The following is a 16,804-nucleotide window of genomic DNA, read 5'->3' on the forward strand; positions in this document are numbered from 1 at the left end:
CACGAGTAAGGAAAAGAAAATGACGACGAAGAAAGCTGATTTTATCTGGTTCAATGGCGAAATGGTTCCGTGGGCGGATGCCAAGGTCCATGTGATGTCCCATGCGCTGCATTATGGATCATCAGTCTTCGAAGGTGTGCGTTGCTATGATTCCCATAAAGGGCCGGTGGTTTTCCGTCATCGTGAACACATGCAGCGCCTGCGCGATTCCGCCAAGATTTATCGCATGCCGGTAAGCCAGAGCGTGGACGAATTGATGGCGGCAACCCGCGCGGTGCTGATCAAAAACAAACTGACGAGCGCCTATATCCGCCCGCTGATATTCGTGGGCGACGTGGGCATGGGCGTTAACCCGCCGCCGGACTACACCACCGATGTCATCATCGCCGCTTTCCCTTGGGGCGCGTATCTGGGCGAAGACGCATTGGATCAGGGTATCGATGCCATGGTCTCTTCCTGGAATCGCGTCGCGGCCAATACCATACCCACGGCGGCCAAAGCCGGCGGTAACTATCTTTCATCCATGCTGGTGGGCAGCGAAGCCCGCCGCCACGGCTATCAGGAAGGGATTGCGCTGGACGTGCATGGCTATGTTTCCGAAGGTGCCGGCGAAAACCTGTTTGAAGTGAAAGAAGGCATCCTGTTTACGCCGCCCTTTACCTCGTCCGCCTTGCCCGGCATCACCCGCGACGCCATTATCAAACTGGCCAAGCAGCTCGGCATCGAGGTTCGCGAACAGGTCCTATCCCGTGAATCCCTCTACCTGGCGGACGAAGTGTTCATGTCCGGCACCGCCGCTGAAATCACCCCGGTGCGCAGCGTCGACGGTATCCAGGTGGGCATCGGCCGCTGCGGTCCGGTGACCAAGCAACTGCAACAGGCGTTCTTCGGCTTGTTTACCGGCAAAACCGAAGACAGATGGGGCTGGCTGGATCCGGTCAATAGCTGAAAAGAGATTACAGAGCAGGTGGCATCAGATTTCTCTGGTTGCTAGCCTGCCCGGGCACAAAATCAGAAATTTAGGCGGCATCGGCCGCCTGACAAAAAAGATTAACTGGAGTATTGAGCATGCCTAAGTACCGTTCCGCGACCACAACCCATGGCCGCAATATGGCCGGCGCCCGTGCCTTATGGCGCGCCACCGGAATGACCGATGATGATTTCGGCAAGCCGATTATCGCGGTGGTGAACTCCTTTACCCAATTTGTGCCGGGGCATGTCCACCTGCGCGATTTGGGTAAATTGGTCGCCGAACAAATCGAGGCGTCCGGCGGCGTAGCGAAAGAATTCAATACCATTGCCGTGGATGACGGCATCGCCATGGGCCACGGCGGTATGCTGTACTCATTGCCCTCCCGCGAGCTTATCGCCGATTCGGTGGAATACATGGTCAACGCCCACTGCGCCGATGCCATGGTCTGTATTTCCAACTGCGATAAAATCACCCCTGGGATGCTGATGGCGGCGCTGCGGCTCAATATCCCGGCGATTTTTGTGTCCGGCGGCCCGATGGAAGCCGGCAAAACCAAGTTATCCGACAAAATCATCAAGCTGGATCTGATTGACGCCATGATGCAGGGGGCCAATCCCAACGTGTCCGACGAAGACAGCAACCAGATTGAGCGCTCCGCCTGCCCCACCTGCGGTTCCTGTTCCGGTATGTTTACCGCCAACTCCATGAACTGCCTGACGGAAGCCCTCGGCCTTTCCCAGCCGGGCAATGGTTCGCTGCTGGCCACCCATGCCGATCGCAAGCAGCTGTTCCTCAATGCCGGTACCCGCATCGTTGGTTTGGCCAAACGCTATTATGACCAGGACGATGAAAGCGTATTGCCGCGCAGCATCGCCAGCAAGGCCGCCTTTGAAAACGCCATGACGCTGGATATCGCCATGGGCGGTTCCACCAATACCGTATTGCATCTGCTGGCGGCGGCTCAGGAAGGGGAAGTGGACTTCACCATGGCGGATATCGATCGCCTGTCCCGTAAAGTGCCGCATCTGTGCAAAGTGGCGCCGAGCACGCAGAAATACCATATGGAAGACGTTCACCGCGCCGGCGGCGTGCTGGGTATTCTGGGAGAACTGGACCGCGCCGGGCTGCTTAACCGCGAGGTGGGCAACGTGCTGGGCCTGACATTACCGGAAACCTTGCGGCAATACGACGTGATGGTCACCGATGATCCGGCGGTGAAAAGCATGTATTCCGCCGGTCCGGCCGGTATTCGCACCACTCAGGCGTTCTCGCAGGACTGCCGCTGGCCGTCCCTGGATACCGATCGCAAAGACGGCTGTATCCGTTCCCGTGAATCCGCCTACAGCCAGGACGGCGGACTGGCGGTGCTTTACGGCAATATTGCCGAAGACGGCTGTATCGTGAAAACCGCCGGTGTGGATAAGAACAGCTTGGTATTCCGCGGACCGGCCAAGGTCTATGAAAGCCAGGAAGAGGCGTCTGAAGCCATCCTCGGCGGTAAAGTGGTGGCGGGGGATGTGGTGGTTATTCGCTACGAAGGTCCCAAGGGCGGACCGGGCATGCAGGAAATGCTCTATCCCACCACCTTCCTGAAATCCATGGGCCTGGGCAAACAGTGCGCGCTGATTACCGACGGCCGATTTTCCGGCGGCACCTCCGGGCTGTCCATCGGCCATGTTTCACCTGAAGCCGCCAGCGGCGGGCTGATTGGTCTGGTAAACGACGGCGATATCATCGCCATCAATATCCATGAGCGCAGTATCGCCCTGGACGTGGCGGACAGCGAGCTGGCCGCCCGGCGCGAATCTGAGCTGGCGCGCGGCGACGCCGCCTGGCACCCCCATGGCCGCGAGCGTCAGGTGTCGCTTGCCCTGCGAGCCTATGCCCTGCTCGCCACCAGCGCCGATAAAGGCGCGGTGCGTGATAAAAGCAAGCTGGGAGGCTAAGGCCATGGCAGATTCACAACCGCTTCCCGCCGCGCCGTGCGCCGCGGAGTATCTACGCGCCACGCTGCGCTCGCCGGTGTATGAAGTGGCCCAGGTCACGCCATTGCAGCACATGGACAAGCTGTCGGCGCGTCTTGGCAATAACGTTTTGGTGAAACGGGAAGACCGGCAGCCGGTGCACAGCTTCAAGCTGCGCGGCGCCTACGCCATGATTTCCGGCCTGACCGAAGAGCAGAAAGCCCACGGGGTGGTCACCGCCTCGGCGGGCAACCATGCCCAGGGGGTGGCGCTATCGGCCACTAAACTGGGCATCAAGTCCCTGATTGTCATGCCGGTGGCGACGGCGGACATCAAGGTGGACGCGGTGCGCGGCTTTGGCGGCGAGGCCCTGCTCTACGGCGCCAATTTTGACGAAGCCAAAGCCAAAGCCATCGAACTCTCACGGGAGTTCAATTACACCTTTGTGCCGCCGTTCGACCACCCGGCGGTGATCGCCGGGCAGGGCACGCTGGCCATGGAGCTGTTGCAACAGGATGCCCATCTGGATCGCATTTTTGTGCCGGTGGGCGGCGGCGGTCTGGCCGCCGGCGTCGCGGTGCTGATTAAGCACCTGATGCCGCAAATCCAGGTCATCGGCGTCGAGGCTGAGGAGTCCGCCTGCCTCAAGGCGGCGCTGGATGCCGGCGAACCGGTGGATTTGGCCCGCGTGGGCGGCTTTGCCGAAGGCGTGGCGGTGCGGCGTATCGGCGACGAAACCTTTCGTTTGTGCCGGGAATATCTGGATGATGTAGTGACGGTGGACAGTGACGCCATCTGCGCGGCGGTGAAGGATATTTTCGAAGATGTCCGCGCCATCGCGGAACCGGCGGGGGCGCTGGCGCTGGCGGGTATGAAGAAGTATATCCAGCAGCATAATATCCGCGGTGAGCGGCTGGCGCACATCCTGTCTGGCGCCAATGTGAATTTTCACGGGCTGCGGTATGTTTCGGAGCGTTGCGAACTGGGAGAACAGCGGGAAGCCCTGATGGCGGTCACCATTCCGGAGCAAAAGGGCAGCTTCCTGAAGTTTTGCCAGCTATTGGGCGGCCGGGCGGTGACCGAATTCAATTACCGCTATGCCGATGCGGATAATGCCTGTATTTTTGTCGGTATTCGCCTGACCCGCGGCCATGCGGAACGAGATGAAATCCTGGCCGAACTCACCGCCGGCGGTTATCAGGTGGTGGATCTGTCCGATGACGAAATGGCCAAACTGCACGTGCGCTATATGGTAGGGGGCCGTCCTTCCAAGCCACTGCGCGAACGCCTCTACAGCTTTGAATTCCCGGAATCGCCGGGGGCGCTGTTGAAATTCCTGCAAACCCTTGGCACCCACTGGAATATTTCCCTGTTTCACTATCGCAGCCACGGCACCGATTACGGCCGGGTCATGGCGGGGTTTGAACTGTCGGAGCGGGAGCCGGAATTTGACAGGCACTTGTCGGCGCTGGGTTACGAATGCCATAACGAAACCCAAAACCCGGCGTTCCGGTTTTTCCTACAGGGCGCGGTAGAGAGGAATTGAGCTTCGTTTGGTTTTAATAAGCGGGCCTGTGGGGCAGGCCCGAAAGTCGACGTAATTTAAAACCCTCTCCGTTAAATCAATTATAAAAATCCCAAGACAATGGATGGCCAATGAGGGCGGCGTTACGCATTGGTGAACCAATGAGTTTCAATATTTCCTGAGTCCCGTAGCAGGTTTAAATCGAGTGAAACATTCAGCCGCCGTTGGCCCCCTATAGTTTCAACGTCGAGGGAACGTTACCAAAAATGGAGATAAATAGCCTCTCGTCTGCAAAAAATTTCTTTAAGTCTATCGGTGACCCGGAAATTTTAGATTCAGAGCGTGGGCCACTAACAAATAATTTAATTAACTGTTGTTGCATTTTCGCCGGAAGCCGGGTCAACCTACGGTTATTTCTTAAATCCAAAAATTGCAAGGTAGCCGGCAGTGCCTCATCGAAATTCATCAAGTCGTTATTGTGCGCATCAAATTCAACAAGGAATAATGGTAATTGCGGTAATTTTTTCAGCCGATTGTTACCGATATTAAGTATCTCCAGCGCAGGTGGCAAATTATTAGACAGTACAGTAAGATGATTATGGCTGACATTGAGCGATTTTAATTTATAATGATTATTCATATCCGGAAGAATTGTAAGCCGGTTGTCACTGGCATTAAGTTCCATAAGGTTCGGCGCCAAAACCGGCGTTATATCGCTGAGTTGATTATCGTGTATATATAATATTTGATGTTTCTTGGGCAGTACTGGCGGGAGGCTGGTCAAGCCAAGACTGCTCAGGTCTAGTATATTACTATCATTACGTTCGCATTCCATCATGCGTTGTACCGCGATGGATCTTTTTTCTCCCTGTCCCGGTCTCGCTTCGTTTTCCCAGATTTGCCATAGTAAGGTGCGTAAGGTCTCGGGGTCAGAGTAGTTTATGGTTACTGTTTGAGCAGATAAGCTTGAGCGGATATTTATCATTAAGGGTCTCCGTTAGAAACGTCGAAGATAATACCTTTACGTTTATAACGTGACTTAAACCTTTTATAGCTATTAGCTATGTCCGTTCCAGGCGCTGCCAGAACGCATCGATAAGCGGTTCCTGCAATCTTTTGATTTGTACGCAGACACCCAGCTCCAGCGGCGCCACCGGGGTGCCGTGTTCGATGATTTGTACGCGGTTGCGCACCGGCTCGGGGCTATTGTCCACCACCACCGATGGAATCAACGCTATGCCGCAGCCCAGCGCCACCATGGAAACAATGGCTTCGTGACCGGCCACGGTGGCATAAATTTGCGGGGTTGAGATATGGTTGCTGCGAAACCAGTGATCGATGCGGCGGCGCGCCGGACCGTGTTCCGGTAAAATAAACGGCGTGCGGGACCAATCAGGGGTTTGTGCCAGCGCCTGGGCGCGCACCGGACAGGGCAGCGCCGGGGCGATAAGGATCATCGGAATCTGGCCGATGGGGGCGAAATCGATGCTGGCGGGCAAGATCTCCGGATGGCCGGCGATGCCTAAATCCGCATCGTTGGACTGTACTTTTTCCACCGCATCGGCGGGGTCGCCGGTGGTAAGTTTAATCTCCACCAGCGGATGTTCGGCGCGGAAACGATCGAGAATGGGCGGCAGATGGCTGTATGCGGCGGTCACCGAGCAAAACAGGCGTAATTCCCCGCTCAGCGACGGGCCGTGCTGGCCCAGGCGGTGTGATAACTGTTGATATTGCAGCAATGTTTGCTGGGCGAAGATTTTCAATTGCTCGCCGGCGTCGGTAAGCTGAACAGTGCGATTATCACGTAAAAACAGGGTGCGGCCTACGTCCTCCTCCAGCCGCTGGATCTGCCGGGACAGCGTGGAAGGGCTGACATGGGTCGCTTTGGCGGTGCGGCCGAAATGGCGACTTTCCGCCAAGTGAAGGAATAATTTCAGATCTCTGAGATCCATAAAAGGGTCGCCTAAACGTCATTGCACAATCTGCAACATGAGATTGTTAATATATCAATTTCAGCAACGTGATGCATGCTTTATAGTGGGCAGCATATCGATCCCGCACAACGCTCCCGCCGGGCCAGTGATCCCTAGACCCGGCTGGAACCGGCCGATTGACTTCGGCGGGCCGTTGCCGGGAATTCATACCCTATAGATGTCATAGATACGGAGTAGCAAGATGGCCAATTATTTCAATAGTTTAAACCTGCGCCAGCAACTGGAGCAGTTGGGTAAGTGCCGCTTTATGGGCCGGGATGAATTTGCGGATGAAGCGGGTTATCTGAAAGGCAAGAAAGTGGTGATTGTCGGCTGCGGCGCCCAGGGGCTTAATCAAGGCCTGAATATGCGTGATTCCGGTCTGGATATCTCCTATGCCCTGCGCCAGGCCGCCATTGACGAGAAACGCCCCTCATGGCGCAAAGCCACGGAAAACGGCTTTAAAGTGGGAACCTACGAAGAGCTGATTCCCCAGGCGGATCTGGTGGTGAACCTGACGCCGGACAAACAGCACTCCTATGTGGTGAAAGCGGTGCAGCCGCTGATGAAAAAAGGCGCGGCGCTGGGCTATTCCCACGGCTTCAATATCGTTGAAGTGGGCGAACAGATCCGTAAAGACATTACCGTCATCATGGTAGCGCCGAAATGTCCGGGTACCGAAGTGCGTGAAGAGTACAAACGCGGCTTCGGCGTGCCGACCCTGATTGCCGTCCATCCGGAAAACGATCCCCAGGGCGAAGGCATGGCATTGGCCAAAGCCTGGGCCGCCGCCACCGGCGGTCATCGCGCCGGTGTGCTGGAATCCTCGTTCGTCGCCGAAGTGAAATCGGACCTGATGGGCGAACAGACCATCCTGTGCGGCATGCTGCAGGTGGGTTCACTGCTGTGCTACGACAAGCTGGTGGCCGACGGCGCCGATCCGGCCTATGCCGGCAAGCTGGTGCAATTCGGCTGGGAAACCACCACTGAAGCCCTGAAGCAGGGCGGCATTACCTTGATGCTGGACCGCCTGTCCAACAGCGCCAAACTGCGCGCCTTCGCGCTGTCCGAACAGCTGAAAACCCTGATGAAGCCGCTGTTTGAAAAACACATGGACGACATCATCAGCGGCGCATTCTCCAGCGGCATGATGGCCGACTGGGCCAATGACGACATCAAGCTGCTGACCTGGCGTGAAGAAACCGGCGCCACGGCGTTTGAAAACGCCCCGGTATACGAAGGCAAAATCAGCGAACAGGAATATTTCGATAACGGCGTGCTGATGATAGCCATGGCGAAAGCCGGCGTCGAGTTGGCCTTCGAAACCATGACCCGCTCAGGGATTATCGCCGAATCGGCCTATTACGAATCCCTGCATGAGCTGCCGCTGATCGCCAATACCGTCGCCCGCAAGCGCCTGTATGAAATGAACGTGGTGATTTCCGATACCGCCGAATATGGCAACTATCTGTTCGCCAACGCCGCCATTCCGCTGTTGAAAGAGAAATTCATGTCCAGCCTGCAGCCGGGGGATCTGGGCAAGCCGGCCGCCGCCGCTGAGATCGATAACGCCCAGCTGCGTGATGTGAACGAGGCTATACGCCAGCATCCCATCGAAGTTATCGGTGCCACCCTGCGCGGCTATATGAAAGACATGAAGCGCATCGCGGTAGCGAACTGAGTATGGTTCCGCGCCATTGCCGGCGCGGACGGCTTGGCTTTGCTGAATCCTGCCAGTTTCATTGACTCTGGATCGGTTTGCCCTGAGTTTGAAACCCATCGTTCATTGATTCAATTTGCTGAAAGTCTTGGCCCATCGGCTGGGACTTTGTCCTTTCTAGAAATATTTGCGCCAATCTATCAAAGTATCAAGCGCCAGTCATCACCGGTGCTTGAAGCTTCGGGCGCAGTAAGAATGCGCACCGTTAAATAGCCTAGCGGCCGTTCATCCGCCGCTTGTTTACTTTATTTCCGTAACGAAGGTCATCGTAACGGCAAATAACGCAATAAATTCTCAGTATCATCATGCTCAAACGACCGCTCCATTCGTTTAATTTCATCGCCGCTGAGACCATTGCGTTTCGCAACGTTGCGCCAATTTGATAAAGCGTAGGCAATCTTGACCAACGCTGTATTCATTTCAGTCTTTCCCGCACCGAAGAACTCCGCCAGCTCCAAACAGGTATCAAGGGAGGGCCTGGAACGGTCGCTATCGAATGACAGGTTATGATGTCGTCTCGCATAATGTTCCATCGTCGGGTTGATATCGTAAGCGGGGGCGAGCCGCCAACCCCTTGGCTCGCGTAAAAATCCATGATTACGCAAATGATCGTCGATATTGCCCGACATCGCGTTAAAAATCATGCGGCTGAACAGTTCCAGCTTATCCGCTGCGGGCAGTGGTGAGTAATGGGTGAGGGCATCGGCAATATCAATATAACTGGCGCCTTCTTTACTATTTTCGTTACGCTCCAGTAAGGTCATGGCGGAAATAAAGGGGATCCGCTTGCCCTTCACCCGATCAAACCGCTCCACCAGGAGCACAGGTCTGTCGCCACCGCCATTAAGGACCCGGTAATGGGCAGTGCGAATTCCGGCATTTTTTGCGAGGTCCAGCATGGTGGCCTCCCAAAGTGATACCCGTTCTGTGTCGGTATTGCTCTGAAACTTCGCCAGCCACAGCTTATTTTCGTCTTCCACTGAGGCTTTGGGGTGAGCCCCCCCAGGGAAGAACCGGGTTGCGCAATCATGACCAGATCCGCCGGGCTTTCCTCACCGGCTTCAAAACGATGAACGGCGGCTTCCAGTTCCCGTAAATTCACCAATTTCGGGACATCGTGGTTATCGGCTAAAAACACGTCTGACTGAGCGATATCGCTGAGGCGCAACGCCCCCAAACTCATATGATCGCTGACGCCAAGGAGAAAATCGCTTTCGGACAAATGGCGGTTTTGCACTCTTGACTGGACTAATCGTCCCCATCTGTCCGGAGAAATATCTTGGAATGCTCCCCAAAGTTTATTTTCAGTATACGGAATACGGGGAATGAGTTCTAAGGCCGGATCAATGGCAAATCCATTCCTGGCCCAGTCTGTGGTATAAGCGAACTGATAACGTTCCGTCCCTCTGGATGCGTACACGTCCAGTTGGCCCACCAGGCGTTGGCTGCCGTGCCAGTCAATGACGACGTTGATAGACTTCATCCTTGTCTCCCGGTACGGATGCGAACGGGTAATTGTTCATCCATCAAATCCAGCCCTAGGGGATCACGCGTCCTGTCGATGATTTTTTCCAATTCATCCAGCTTGCCCAGCACATAGAGCGCTATGGCATAACTTCCCATGGAGACTTTCGGATCGCCGGCCTCCAGCCTGCTGAGCGTGGCGCGGGTGATGCCGATACGCTCCGCCATCAGCGACGTGCTGATGCGCCGCCGTTTACGCGCATCCTGTATATCGCGGCCCAGTTTCTTCAACCTGCTCAACGCAGAATATTCTTATATTGTATGCCATATTGAGCATTAAGAATGATAATGACCGATATAGCATTCATTTTTTTGCGACGCCACTTCAAGAGGTATAAACGAATATCGAAAATTCTTGCCGTTTGATTTACGCCGTTGCACTGTACTTTCGCGCCTGCAAAATCAGGCGTCGGGATTGGTCTCTTCGGTGGTGGTTTACAGATCACTTAGTGGAGGCTGCCTTTTGGCTATGATCCTTAACCAAAACACCCCTTGCTTTCACTCACGTTCAGTTCAACCACGGATTTCACCGAGCTGGCCGGATATTGCGAACGGTTCGCCGAAACCTTGCTGGAAAGCAGCGATCCCGGATTGCGGCATGCGCTTTGCGAACGGCTTGACGATTGTCTGGCGCTATTGCACCCTAAGCTTGGCGATCCCATTTCGCATTACATGATGGATAGACTTACGGTGGACGAACTTCCTCTGTCATCACCCCGTTTTGAACCCGATTCCGATTTGCTCTGCGAATATTGCCAGGTGCCGGCGGTCCGCGCTTAGCTGCGTGGCATTCTTATTTTTAAAGCGATTAATTATAGAATTATGTTGGATGAATGCAAATAACCGGCGCAACTCTATTATTTGCTTTTACAGCCTGTGACAATTTTCCTACGCTTTGATAAATATCGTTCAGAGGTAATCTAATGAAGATCGCATGCACTGAGTCAAAATTATCTTGCACAGATACTACTTCGGAAATTAATTCACAGGCTATTAATTCTTCAGAAAAATTAGCAATGGCATTAAATAATGCCAGGAATAGCCCGGAAACAGCCATTAAATATAATCAGCATGGCGATAAAGTAAGCCTGACGGCCATCGCCGCCACTTTTGCTGCCGGTACGGCCACTCTTGGAATGACGGTTTTGGAGACCTGGCTGATTGCTTCGCCGGAGGCGCGCCTGGCTTCGTTAATCGCATGCACAACGGTGGGGTCTGCTACCGGCATGTTCATCGGCGGGAAGACCGGTCTTTACCTCTCGAAAAATATTTCCGGGGTCCCGGAGTTGGTAGGGGTAGGAATTGGGGGCTTATGCGCGGGTGCATGGGGAGGGGTGAGCGGAGCGATTCTTTCCCAAGTAGTCAACAATAGATAATTACAGTACATAAGTTCTTGCCAGGGTTGGGTTATTTTTAGGACTGGGGCCTTCGTCGTATAATGCAAACATTTTATATATGTAAACGCAGGTACTTGTCACGATCCTAAGACGATCTCTACCAGGCGCTATCCTCCGGGAAGCCCTCAATCTCCCCCGCGCTTTCTGCTACAATCTCCCTCCGTCACTTTCAGCCCTATGAATCCCGGAAGCCTTATGCGTTTGAACCCCAGCCAGCAACATGCCGTAGAATTTGTTACCGGGCCCTGCCTGGTGCTGGCGGGCGCCGGATCGGGCAAGACGCGGGTCATTACCAATAAAATCGCCCACTTGATACGCCAGTGCGGTTATCAGGCGCGCCATATCGCCGCGGTGACCTTTACTAACAAAGCCGCGCGGGAAATGAAAGAGCGCGTGGCGCAGACCCTGGGACGGCAGGAAGCTCGGGGGTTGACCATCGCCACCTTCCATACCCTGGGCCTGGAAATTATTAAAAAGGAATACAAGGCGCTGGGGATGAAGGCGAAATTCTCCCTGTTCGATGAGTACGACCAGCAGGCGCTGCTAAAGGATCTGACCGAACAGTGGATCGATGGCGACAAGGATTTGCTCAAGCAATTGGCATCGGCCATCGGCAACTGGAAAAACGATCTGCTGGGTCCGGAGCAGGCCGAAGCCTTGGCGCGCACCGAACGGGAGAAGCTGTTCGCTCACTGTTACGGCCTGTACGACGCTCATCTCAGAGCCTGCAATGTGCTGGATTTCGATGATTTGATTCTTAGGCCCACGCTTTTGCTGCAGCGGGATGCCGAGGCCCGTGAGCGCTGGCAGAACCGGCTGCGCTATCTGCTGGTGGATGAGTACCAGGATACCAATACCAGCCAGTACGAGTTGGTGAAGATGCTGGTGGGCGCCCGCGCCCGTTTCACCGTGGTGGGAGATGATGATCAGTCTATTTACTCCTGGCGCGGCGCCCGGCCGCAAAACCTGGCATTGCTGCAGCAGGACTTTCCCGCCCTGCAGGTAATTAAGCTGGAGCAAAACTACCGCTCTACCGAACGTATCCTTAAAGCGGCCAATATCCTGATTGCCAACAATCCCCATTTGTATGAAAAGCGCCTATTTTCCAGCCTGGGTTATGGCGAAGCGCTCAAAGTGGTTACTGCCAATAACGAAGATCACGAGGCGGAGCGGGTGGTGGGTGAATTGATAGCCCATCATTTTATCCATAAAACCCGCTACGGTGATTATGCCATTCTGTATCGCGGCAACCATCAGTCCCGGCTGTTTGAAAAAATGCTGATGCAAAACCGCATTCCTTATCGTATTTCCGGCGGTACGTCGTTTTTTGCCCGACCGGAAATCAAGGACCTGTTGTCTTATTTGCGAGTGCTTACTAACCCAGATGATGACAGCGCCTTTTTACGGGTAGTGAATACGCCGCGCCGTGAAATCGGTCCGGCGACGCTGCAAAAGCTCGGGGAGTGGGCGGCCACCCGTCAGAAAAGCCTGTACTCGGCGAGTTTTGATGTGGGGCTGAGCCAGACCCTTACCGGCCGCGGCCTGGAGTCGCTGCAGCAGTTCACCGGCTGGATGGCGCATATTGCCCGGCTGGCGGAAAGCGAGCCGGTGCCGGCGGTAAGGGATCTTGTCCGCGGCATGGAATACGAAAGCTGGCTGTATGAAACTTCTCCCAGCCCGAAAGCCGCCGAGATGCGGATGAAAAATGTCGATCAGCTGTTCGCCTGGATGACCGAGATGCTGGAAGGGTCGGATTTGAACGAGCCGATGACGCTGGATCAGGTGGTGACCCGTTTTACCCTGCGGGAAATGATGGAGCGGGGGGATAACGACGAAGAACTTGATCAGGTGCAGTTGATGACCCTACATGCCTCTAAAGGGCTGGAGTTTCCTTATGTCTTTCTGGTGGGTATGGAAGAGGGCCTGCTGCCGCACCAGAGCAGCATTGACGAGAACAATATCGACGAGGAGCGCCGGCTGGCCTATGTCGGCATCACCCGGGCGCAGAAGGAGCTGACCTTCACCCTGTGCCGCGAGCGGCGCCAGTACGGCGAAACCATCAAGCCCGAACCCAGCCGGTTCTTACTGGAGCTGCCCCAGGACGATCTGGCCTGGGAAAGCAGCCGGAAAATCGTCAGCCCGGAAGACCGCATGGCTAAAGGACAGAGCCATCTGGCCAATATCAAGGCGCAACTGGCCAAAGCCAAAGGGCAAAGCCCGCAATAATCTTCTCTGCTGTACATGGCCACGGTATGTGGGCGTTGCGACCCGATCTAGCATCCTGTCCCGACCGGGAACTCAGAACTTTGTCAACAAGCTCGATTACCGGCTCTTTCGCTCACAGCGGCCCATGAACGTAGCTTTAATGAATTTCTTCCAGCAGCAGCGGCCAATGGACGTAGCTTTGCCACTGGCTCTCCTGCTCCAGGTATTCCGCCCGCAGCGGATGCGCCTTCAGCCAGCCGTGGGACAACAGCACGTGCAGGGTATCGTCCAGCGCCCGCAGTTTGACCTCGGGAACCGTCTCGTCGCGGCGGCGGCTGGCGAAAATAATCGCCAAACGCATCAGGCGGCACAGGCGCTGCGCCATCCGGGGCGGCAGGCTGTTTTGCTGGTTTAGCTGGGCGACGTCAATCTGATGGCTCTGATTTTGCAAAAGCGTAGCGATGAGTTTCTGCTGGGCGGGGGTGAAACCGGGTAAATCGGTATGCCGGGTGAGATAGGCGGCATGTTGCGGGGCGTTTTTGATATCGATACTCAGTCCAATCTCATGAATCATGGTGGCACAGTGCAGCAAGGTGAAACATCGTTCATCCAACTGCCACGCCTTGGCCACCTGACGGGCGAAATCATCCGCCAGCCGGCTCACCCGCTGCGCCTGTTCGACATCAAGCTGATAGCGGTGCTGCAGATTTTTCAGCGTCCGTTCGCGGACATCCACGCATACCGAAATATTCAGCATGCCGTACATGATGCCTTCCCGCAGCGCGCCGCCGGCCAGTGTCATGGTTTTGATGCCCAGCTCATGGAAAATCGCCAGCAATATCGACAGGCCGCTGGGGAATACCAACGCCCGCTCGAGGGTCAGTCCCTCGATTTCCAGTTCTTCCAGCTTGCCGCACTGAATGGCCCGCTGTTTGAGCTGAAGAAGCTTGCTCAGGGTGATGTGTTCGTCCATGCCCTGCGCCACCATGATTTCCTGCAGAGCCTGTACCGTGCCGGACGCGCCGACGCAAACCTGCCAGCCCGAGGCCAGAAGACTTGATGCCACCGGACGGATCATCTCCCGCGCCGCCTGTTCCGCCTGCTCGAAATTCTCTTTGGTCAGGCTGCGATCGTTAAACCAGCGTTCGAGCCAGGTAACGCATCCCATTTCCAGGCTGAACAGTTCCAGCGCCTGGGCGCCGCGTCCCACTATCAGCTCGGTGCTGCCGCCGCCGATATCCACCACCAGGCGCTCGTCCGACCCCCCGGTGGTGTGGGCCACGCCCTGATAAATCAGCCGCGCTTCTTCTTCGCCGCTGATGACCTGTACGGGGCTGCCCAGGATTTCTCGGGCGGGGACCAGAAAGGCGTCGGCATTGACGGCAATACGCAGCGTAGCGGTCGCCACCACGCGAATATGCGCCGGCGGAATATCCTGCAAATGTTCGGCAAAAAGCTTCAGGCAGTGCCAGCCGCGCTGCATGGCTTCCTGGGATAGCCGATTGTCGGCATCCAATCCGGCAGCCAGGCGCACTTTACGTTTAATGCGCGCCAGCGTCTGGATGGAGCCGCCCACCTCACGAACCACTAACATATGGAAACTGTTAGAGCCTAAGTCAATGGCGGCGTAAAGAGAGGTGCAGCTCGGCATCTTGGTTAGCCCGGACGTTTGCGGTTATGACGCGGCGCTCCGCTGCGACGGGATACGGAATGGCGGCGCGGGCCCGTACCAGGCCGGGCGCGCGTGAGCCGTTTCGGCGCAGGAAGCTCATTCAATAGCGCATCGCTATTGTATTTACTGACGGGGATTTGATGGCCAATATAGCTTTCAATCGCCGTTAGGTTCAATGCATATTCTTCACAGGCCAGGCTGATGGAACTGCCGCTTTCCCCGGCGCGTCCGGTCCGGCCGATACGATGGACATAATCTTCGCAATCATCGGGCAGATCGTAATTGAATACATGGGTAACCAGCGGGATATGAAGGCCGCGGGCGGCGACATCGGTGGCCACCAGGATATCCAGCGCTCCCTGGGTAAAGTCTTCCAGGATACGCAAACGCCTTTTTTGCGAAACGTCGCCGGTGAGCAGGCCCACACGATGTCCGTCGGCGGCCAGATGGCCCCAGATATCTTCGCAGCGGTGCTTGGTATTGGCGAAAATGATGCAGCGATCCGGCCACTCTTCTTCAATCAGCGTTTGCAGCAGGCGCATCTTTTCTTCGTTGGAGGGATAAAACAGCTCTTCCTGGATGCGGTAGCCGGTTTTTTGCAGGGGTTCCACTTCCACATATTCGGCGTTGTTCATATGTTCGAACGCCAGCTCGCGCACCCGGTAGGATAAGGTGGCGGAAAACAGCATATTCAGGCGTTGTTCAACGGCGGGCATACGCCGGAACAGCCAGCGGATATCCTTGATGAAACCCAAATCGAACATGCGATCGGCTTCGTCAAGCACCACCACCTGAATGGCGCCCATATTGACATAGTTCTGCTTGGTATAATCAATGAGACGGCCGGTGGTGCCCACCAGGATATCGACCCCGGATTCGAGAACCTTAAGCTGCTTATCGTAGCCGTCGCCACCGTAGGCCAGACCCATTTTCAGGCCGGTTGCCTGGGCTAAGGGTTCGGCATCCGAATGGATTTGCACCGCCAGCTCGCGGGTCGGCGCCATGATAAGAGCACGCGGCTGATTGATTTGGCGCTGCTCATCCGCGGGATGTGTCAGTAAATGATGAAACGCGGCCGCGAGGAAGGCCAGCGTCTTTCCGGTTCCGGTTTGCGCCTGGCCCGCCACATCTTTCCCGTCGAGGGTGATGGGCAACGTCAGCGCCTGAATAGGCGTACAATTACTAAATCCTTGTTTTAAAAGGGATTCAATAATCAGCGGGTGCAGGGCGAAGTCGGAAAACTTCTTTTCGGTTAAGTGTGTTTTGCTCATAGTGTGGTAGAATAACAGTTAACTATTGCATTACGAAAGCGTATCCAGTGAAATAAAGTCAACCCGGCGTCTGTAAGCTGTGAATCAGCCGGGTAATGATAATCCTGTGGAGTAGAACATGAGCGATAAAATTATTCACTTAAGTGACGACAGCTTCGACAAGGACGTGTTGCAGGCAAAGGGATTGTTCCTGGTGGATTTCTGGGCGGAGTGGTGCGGTCCCTGTAAGATGATAGCGCCTATACTCCTTGAAGTCGCTGATGAATTCGAAGGCAAATTGACCATCGCCAAGCTGAACATCGATGAGAATCCGGCCACGGCGCCTAAATACGGTATCCGGGGCATTCCGACGCTGTTGTTGTTCAAGGATGGCGAAGTGGTGGCAACCAAGGTCGGCGCGCTGTCCAAGGGTCAATTAAAAGAATTTCTGAATAAAAATTTGTAATTGCCCCAGGGTGATTTTTTGCCGGGCTCTGGCTTCATTATGATTTCTCGTATTGACCGCTAGACGCCCGCCAAGAACCATGCTAAGTTTATGTCCACTGCATTTAGATCTTACCCGTAGTTTGAATCTGAGCTT

Annotated in this window: 14 protein-coding genes and 1 pseudogene; 8 read left to right on the top strand and 7 right to left on the bottom strand. The window is 55.3% G+C overall.

Features of this window, described 5'->3' with window-relative positions; genetic code table 11:
- Window positions 1-19: 19 nt before the first annotated feature.
- The 3 genes from ACL2XJ_RS09475 (at window position 20) to ilvA (ending at window position 4,483) form a co-directional block, all read left to right on the top strand.
- Complete coding sequence (locus tag ACL2XJ_RS09475) at window positions 20-949, top strand: branched-chain amino acid transaminase (protein WP_132923842.1); 930 nt, start codon at window positions 20-22, stop codon at window positions 947-949.
- Between the two features lie 119 nt (window positions 950-1,068).
- Window positions 1,069-2,919 carry a dihydroxy-acid dehydratase gene (gene ilvD / locus ACL2XJ_RS09480; protein WP_413726340.1) on the top strand — a complete coding sequence of 617 codons (1,851 nt, stop codon included), beginning with the start codon at window positions 1,069-1,071 and terminating at the stop codon, window positions 2,917-2,919.
- A 4-nt stretch (window positions 2,920-2,923) separates the two neighbouring features.
- Window positions 2,924-4,483 carry a threonine ammonia-lyase, biosynthetic gene (ilvA, locus tag ACL2XJ_RS09485; RefSeq protein ID WP_413726341.1) on the top strand — a complete coding sequence of 520 codons (1,560 nt, stop codon included), beginning with the start codon at window positions 2,924-2,926 and terminating at the stop codon, window positions 4,481-4,483.
- 211 nt (window positions 4,484-4,694) lie between these two features.
- Here the strand turns inward: ilvA and ACL2XJ_RS09490 are convergent, their stop codons facing one another.
- Window positions 4,695-5,447, bottom strand: a complete 753-nt coding sequence (locus ACL2XJ_RS09490; RefSeq protein WP_413726342.1) for a hypothetical protein — start codon at window positions 5,445-5,447, stop codon at window positions 4,695-4,697.
- Between the two features lie 76 nt (window positions 5,448-5,523).
- Entirely contained in the window at window positions 5,524-6,414 is an 891-nt protein-coding gene (gene ilvY, locus ACL2XJ_RS09495; protein WP_413726343.1) for an HTH-type transcriptional activator IlvY, read from the bottom strand.
- A 223-nt stretch (window positions 6,415-6,637) separates the two neighbouring features.
- Between ilvY and ilvC the strand changes: the two genes are divergently transcribed.
- Window positions 6,638-8,116: a ketol-acid reductoisomerase gene (gene ilvC, locus ACL2XJ_RS09500; protein ID WP_132923837.1), complete on the top strand. Its 1,479-nt coding sequence runs from the start codon at window positions 6,638-6,640 to the stop codon at window positions 8,114-8,116.
- A gap of 302 nt (window positions 8,117-8,418) precedes the next feature.
- On the opposite strand, the gene ACL2XJ_RS09505 is transcribed toward ilvC, so the two are convergent.
- The 3 genes and pseudogenes from ACL2XJ_RS09505 to ACL2XJ_RS09515 form a co-directional block, all read right to left on the bottom strand.
- Window positions 8,419-9,135 (bottom strand): type II toxin-antitoxin system HipA family toxin, encoded by a 717-nt coding sequence (locus ACL2XJ_RS09505; protein ID WP_413726344.1) that lies wholly within the window; start codon window positions 9,133-9,135, stop codon window positions 8,419-8,421.
- Between the two features lie 239 nt (window positions 9,136-9,374).
- A pseudogene (locus tag ACL2XJ_RS09510) lies at window positions 9,375-9,638 on the bottom strand (HipA N-terminal domain-containing protein); the annotation flags it as partial.
- Entirely contained in the window at window positions 9,635-9,919 is a 285-nt protein-coding gene (locus tag ACL2XJ_RS09515; protein ID WP_207917865.1) for a helix-turn-helix domain-containing protein, read from the bottom strand. The gene ACL2XJ_RS09515 and the pseudogene ACL2XJ_RS09510, both read right to left, overlap by 4 nt.
- A 252-nt stretch (window positions 9,920-10,171) precedes the next feature.
- Here ACL2XJ_RS09515 and ACL2XJ_RS09520 point away from each other — a divergent pair, with 252 nt between their 5' ends.
- The 3 genes from ACL2XJ_RS09520 to rep all read left to right on the top strand — a co-directional run bounded on the left by ACL2XJ_RS09520 (window position 10,172) and on the right by rep (window position 13,302).
- Window positions 10,172-10,459, top strand: coding sequence for a hypothetical protein (locus ACL2XJ_RS09520; RefSeq protein ID WP_413726345.1), 288 nt, complete (start codon window positions 10,172-10,174; stop codon window positions 10,457-10,459).
- 143 nt (window positions 10,460-10,602) lie between these two features.
- On the top strand, window positions 10,603-11,055 hold the full coding sequence (locus tag ACL2XJ_RS09525; protein WP_413726346.1) for a hypothetical protein: 453 nt from the start codon (window positions 10,603-10,605) through the stop codon (window positions 11,053-11,055).
- A gap of 216 nt (window positions 11,056-11,271) precedes the next feature.
- Window positions 11,272-13,302 carry a DNA helicase Rep gene (rep, locus tag ACL2XJ_RS09530; protein WP_413726347.1) on the top strand — a complete coding sequence of 677 codons (2,031 nt, stop codon included), beginning with the start codon at window positions 11,272-11,274 and terminating at the stop codon, window positions 13,300-13,302.
- 136 nt (window positions 13,303-13,438) lie between these two features.
- On the opposite strand, the gene gppA is transcribed toward rep, so the two are convergent.
- Window positions 13,439-14,932 (bottom strand): guanosine-5'-triphosphate,3'-diphosphate diphosphatase, encoded by a 1,494-nt coding sequence (gppA, locus tag ACL2XJ_RS09535; protein WP_413726348.1) that lies wholly within the window; start codon window positions 14,930-14,932, stop codon window positions 13,439-13,441.
- A 5-nt stretch (window positions 14,933-14,937) separates the two neighbouring features.
- Window positions 14,938-16,224 (bottom strand): ATP-dependent RNA helicase RhlB, encoded by a 1,287-nt coding sequence (gene rhlB / locus ACL2XJ_RS09540; RefSeq protein ID WP_132923831.1) that lies wholly within the window; start codon window positions 16,222-16,224, stop codon window positions 14,938-14,940.
- 118 nt (window positions 16,225-16,342) lie between these two features.
- On the opposite strand from rhlB, the gene trxA reads away from it, so the two are divergent.
- Entirely contained in the window at window positions 16,343-16,669 is a 327-nt protein-coding gene (gene trxA, locus ACL2XJ_RS09545; RefSeq protein WP_132923830.1) for a thioredoxin TrxA, read from the top strand.
- Window positions 16,670-16,804: the final 135 nt, after the last annotated feature.

Origin of the sequence: Sodalis sp. RH16 (assembly GCF_047324245.1) — a bacterium.
In the GTDB taxonomy this organism is placed as follows: Bacteria; Pseudomonadota; Gammaproteobacteria; order Enterobacterales; family Enterobacteriaceae; genus Acerihabitans; species Acerihabitans ligni.

Bases quoted from the DNA above. Each gene is read 5' to 3' on its own strand.
- ACL2XJ_RS09475 (WP_132923842.1), top strand. From the start codon at position 20: ATGACGACGAAGAAAGCTGATTTTATCTGGTTCAATGGCGAAATGGTT.
- ilvD (WP_413726340.1), top strand. From the start codon at position 1,069: ATGCCTAAGTACCGTTCCGCGACCACAACCCATGGCCGCAATATGGCC.
- ilvA (WP_413726341.1), top strand. From the start codon at position 2,924: ATGGCAGATTCACAACCGCTTCCCGCCGCGCCGTGCGCCGCGGAGTAT.
- ACL2XJ_RS09490 (WP_413726342.1), bottom strand. From the start codon at position 5,447: ATGATAAATATCCGCTCAAGCTTATCTGCTCAAACAGTAACCATAAAC.
- ilvY (WP_413726343.1), bottom strand. From the start codon at position 6,414: ATGGATCTCAGAGATCTGAAATTATTCCTTCACTTGGCGGAAAGTCGC.
- ilvC (WP_132923837.1), top strand. From the start codon at position 6,638: ATGGCCAATTATTTCAATAGTTTAAACCTGCGCCAGCAACTGGAGCAG.
- ACL2XJ_RS09525 (WP_413726346.1), top strand. From the start codon at position 10,603: ATGAAGATCGCATGCACTGAGTCAAAATTATCTTGCACAGATACTACT.
- rep (WP_413726347.1), top strand. From the start codon at position 11,272: ATGCGTTTGAACCCCAGCCAGCAACATGCCGTAGAATTTGTTACCGGG.
- gppA (WP_413726348.1), bottom strand. From the start codon at position 14,932: ATGCCGAGCTGCACCTCTCTTTACGCCGCCATTGACTTAGGCTCTAAC.
- rhlB (WP_132923831.1), bottom strand. From the start codon at position 16,224: ATGAGCAAAACACACTTAACCGAAAAGAAGTTTTCCGACTTCGCCCTG.
- trxA (WP_132923830.1), top strand. From the start codon at position 16,343: ATGAGCGATAAAATTATTCACTTAAGTGACGACAGCTTCGACAAGGAC.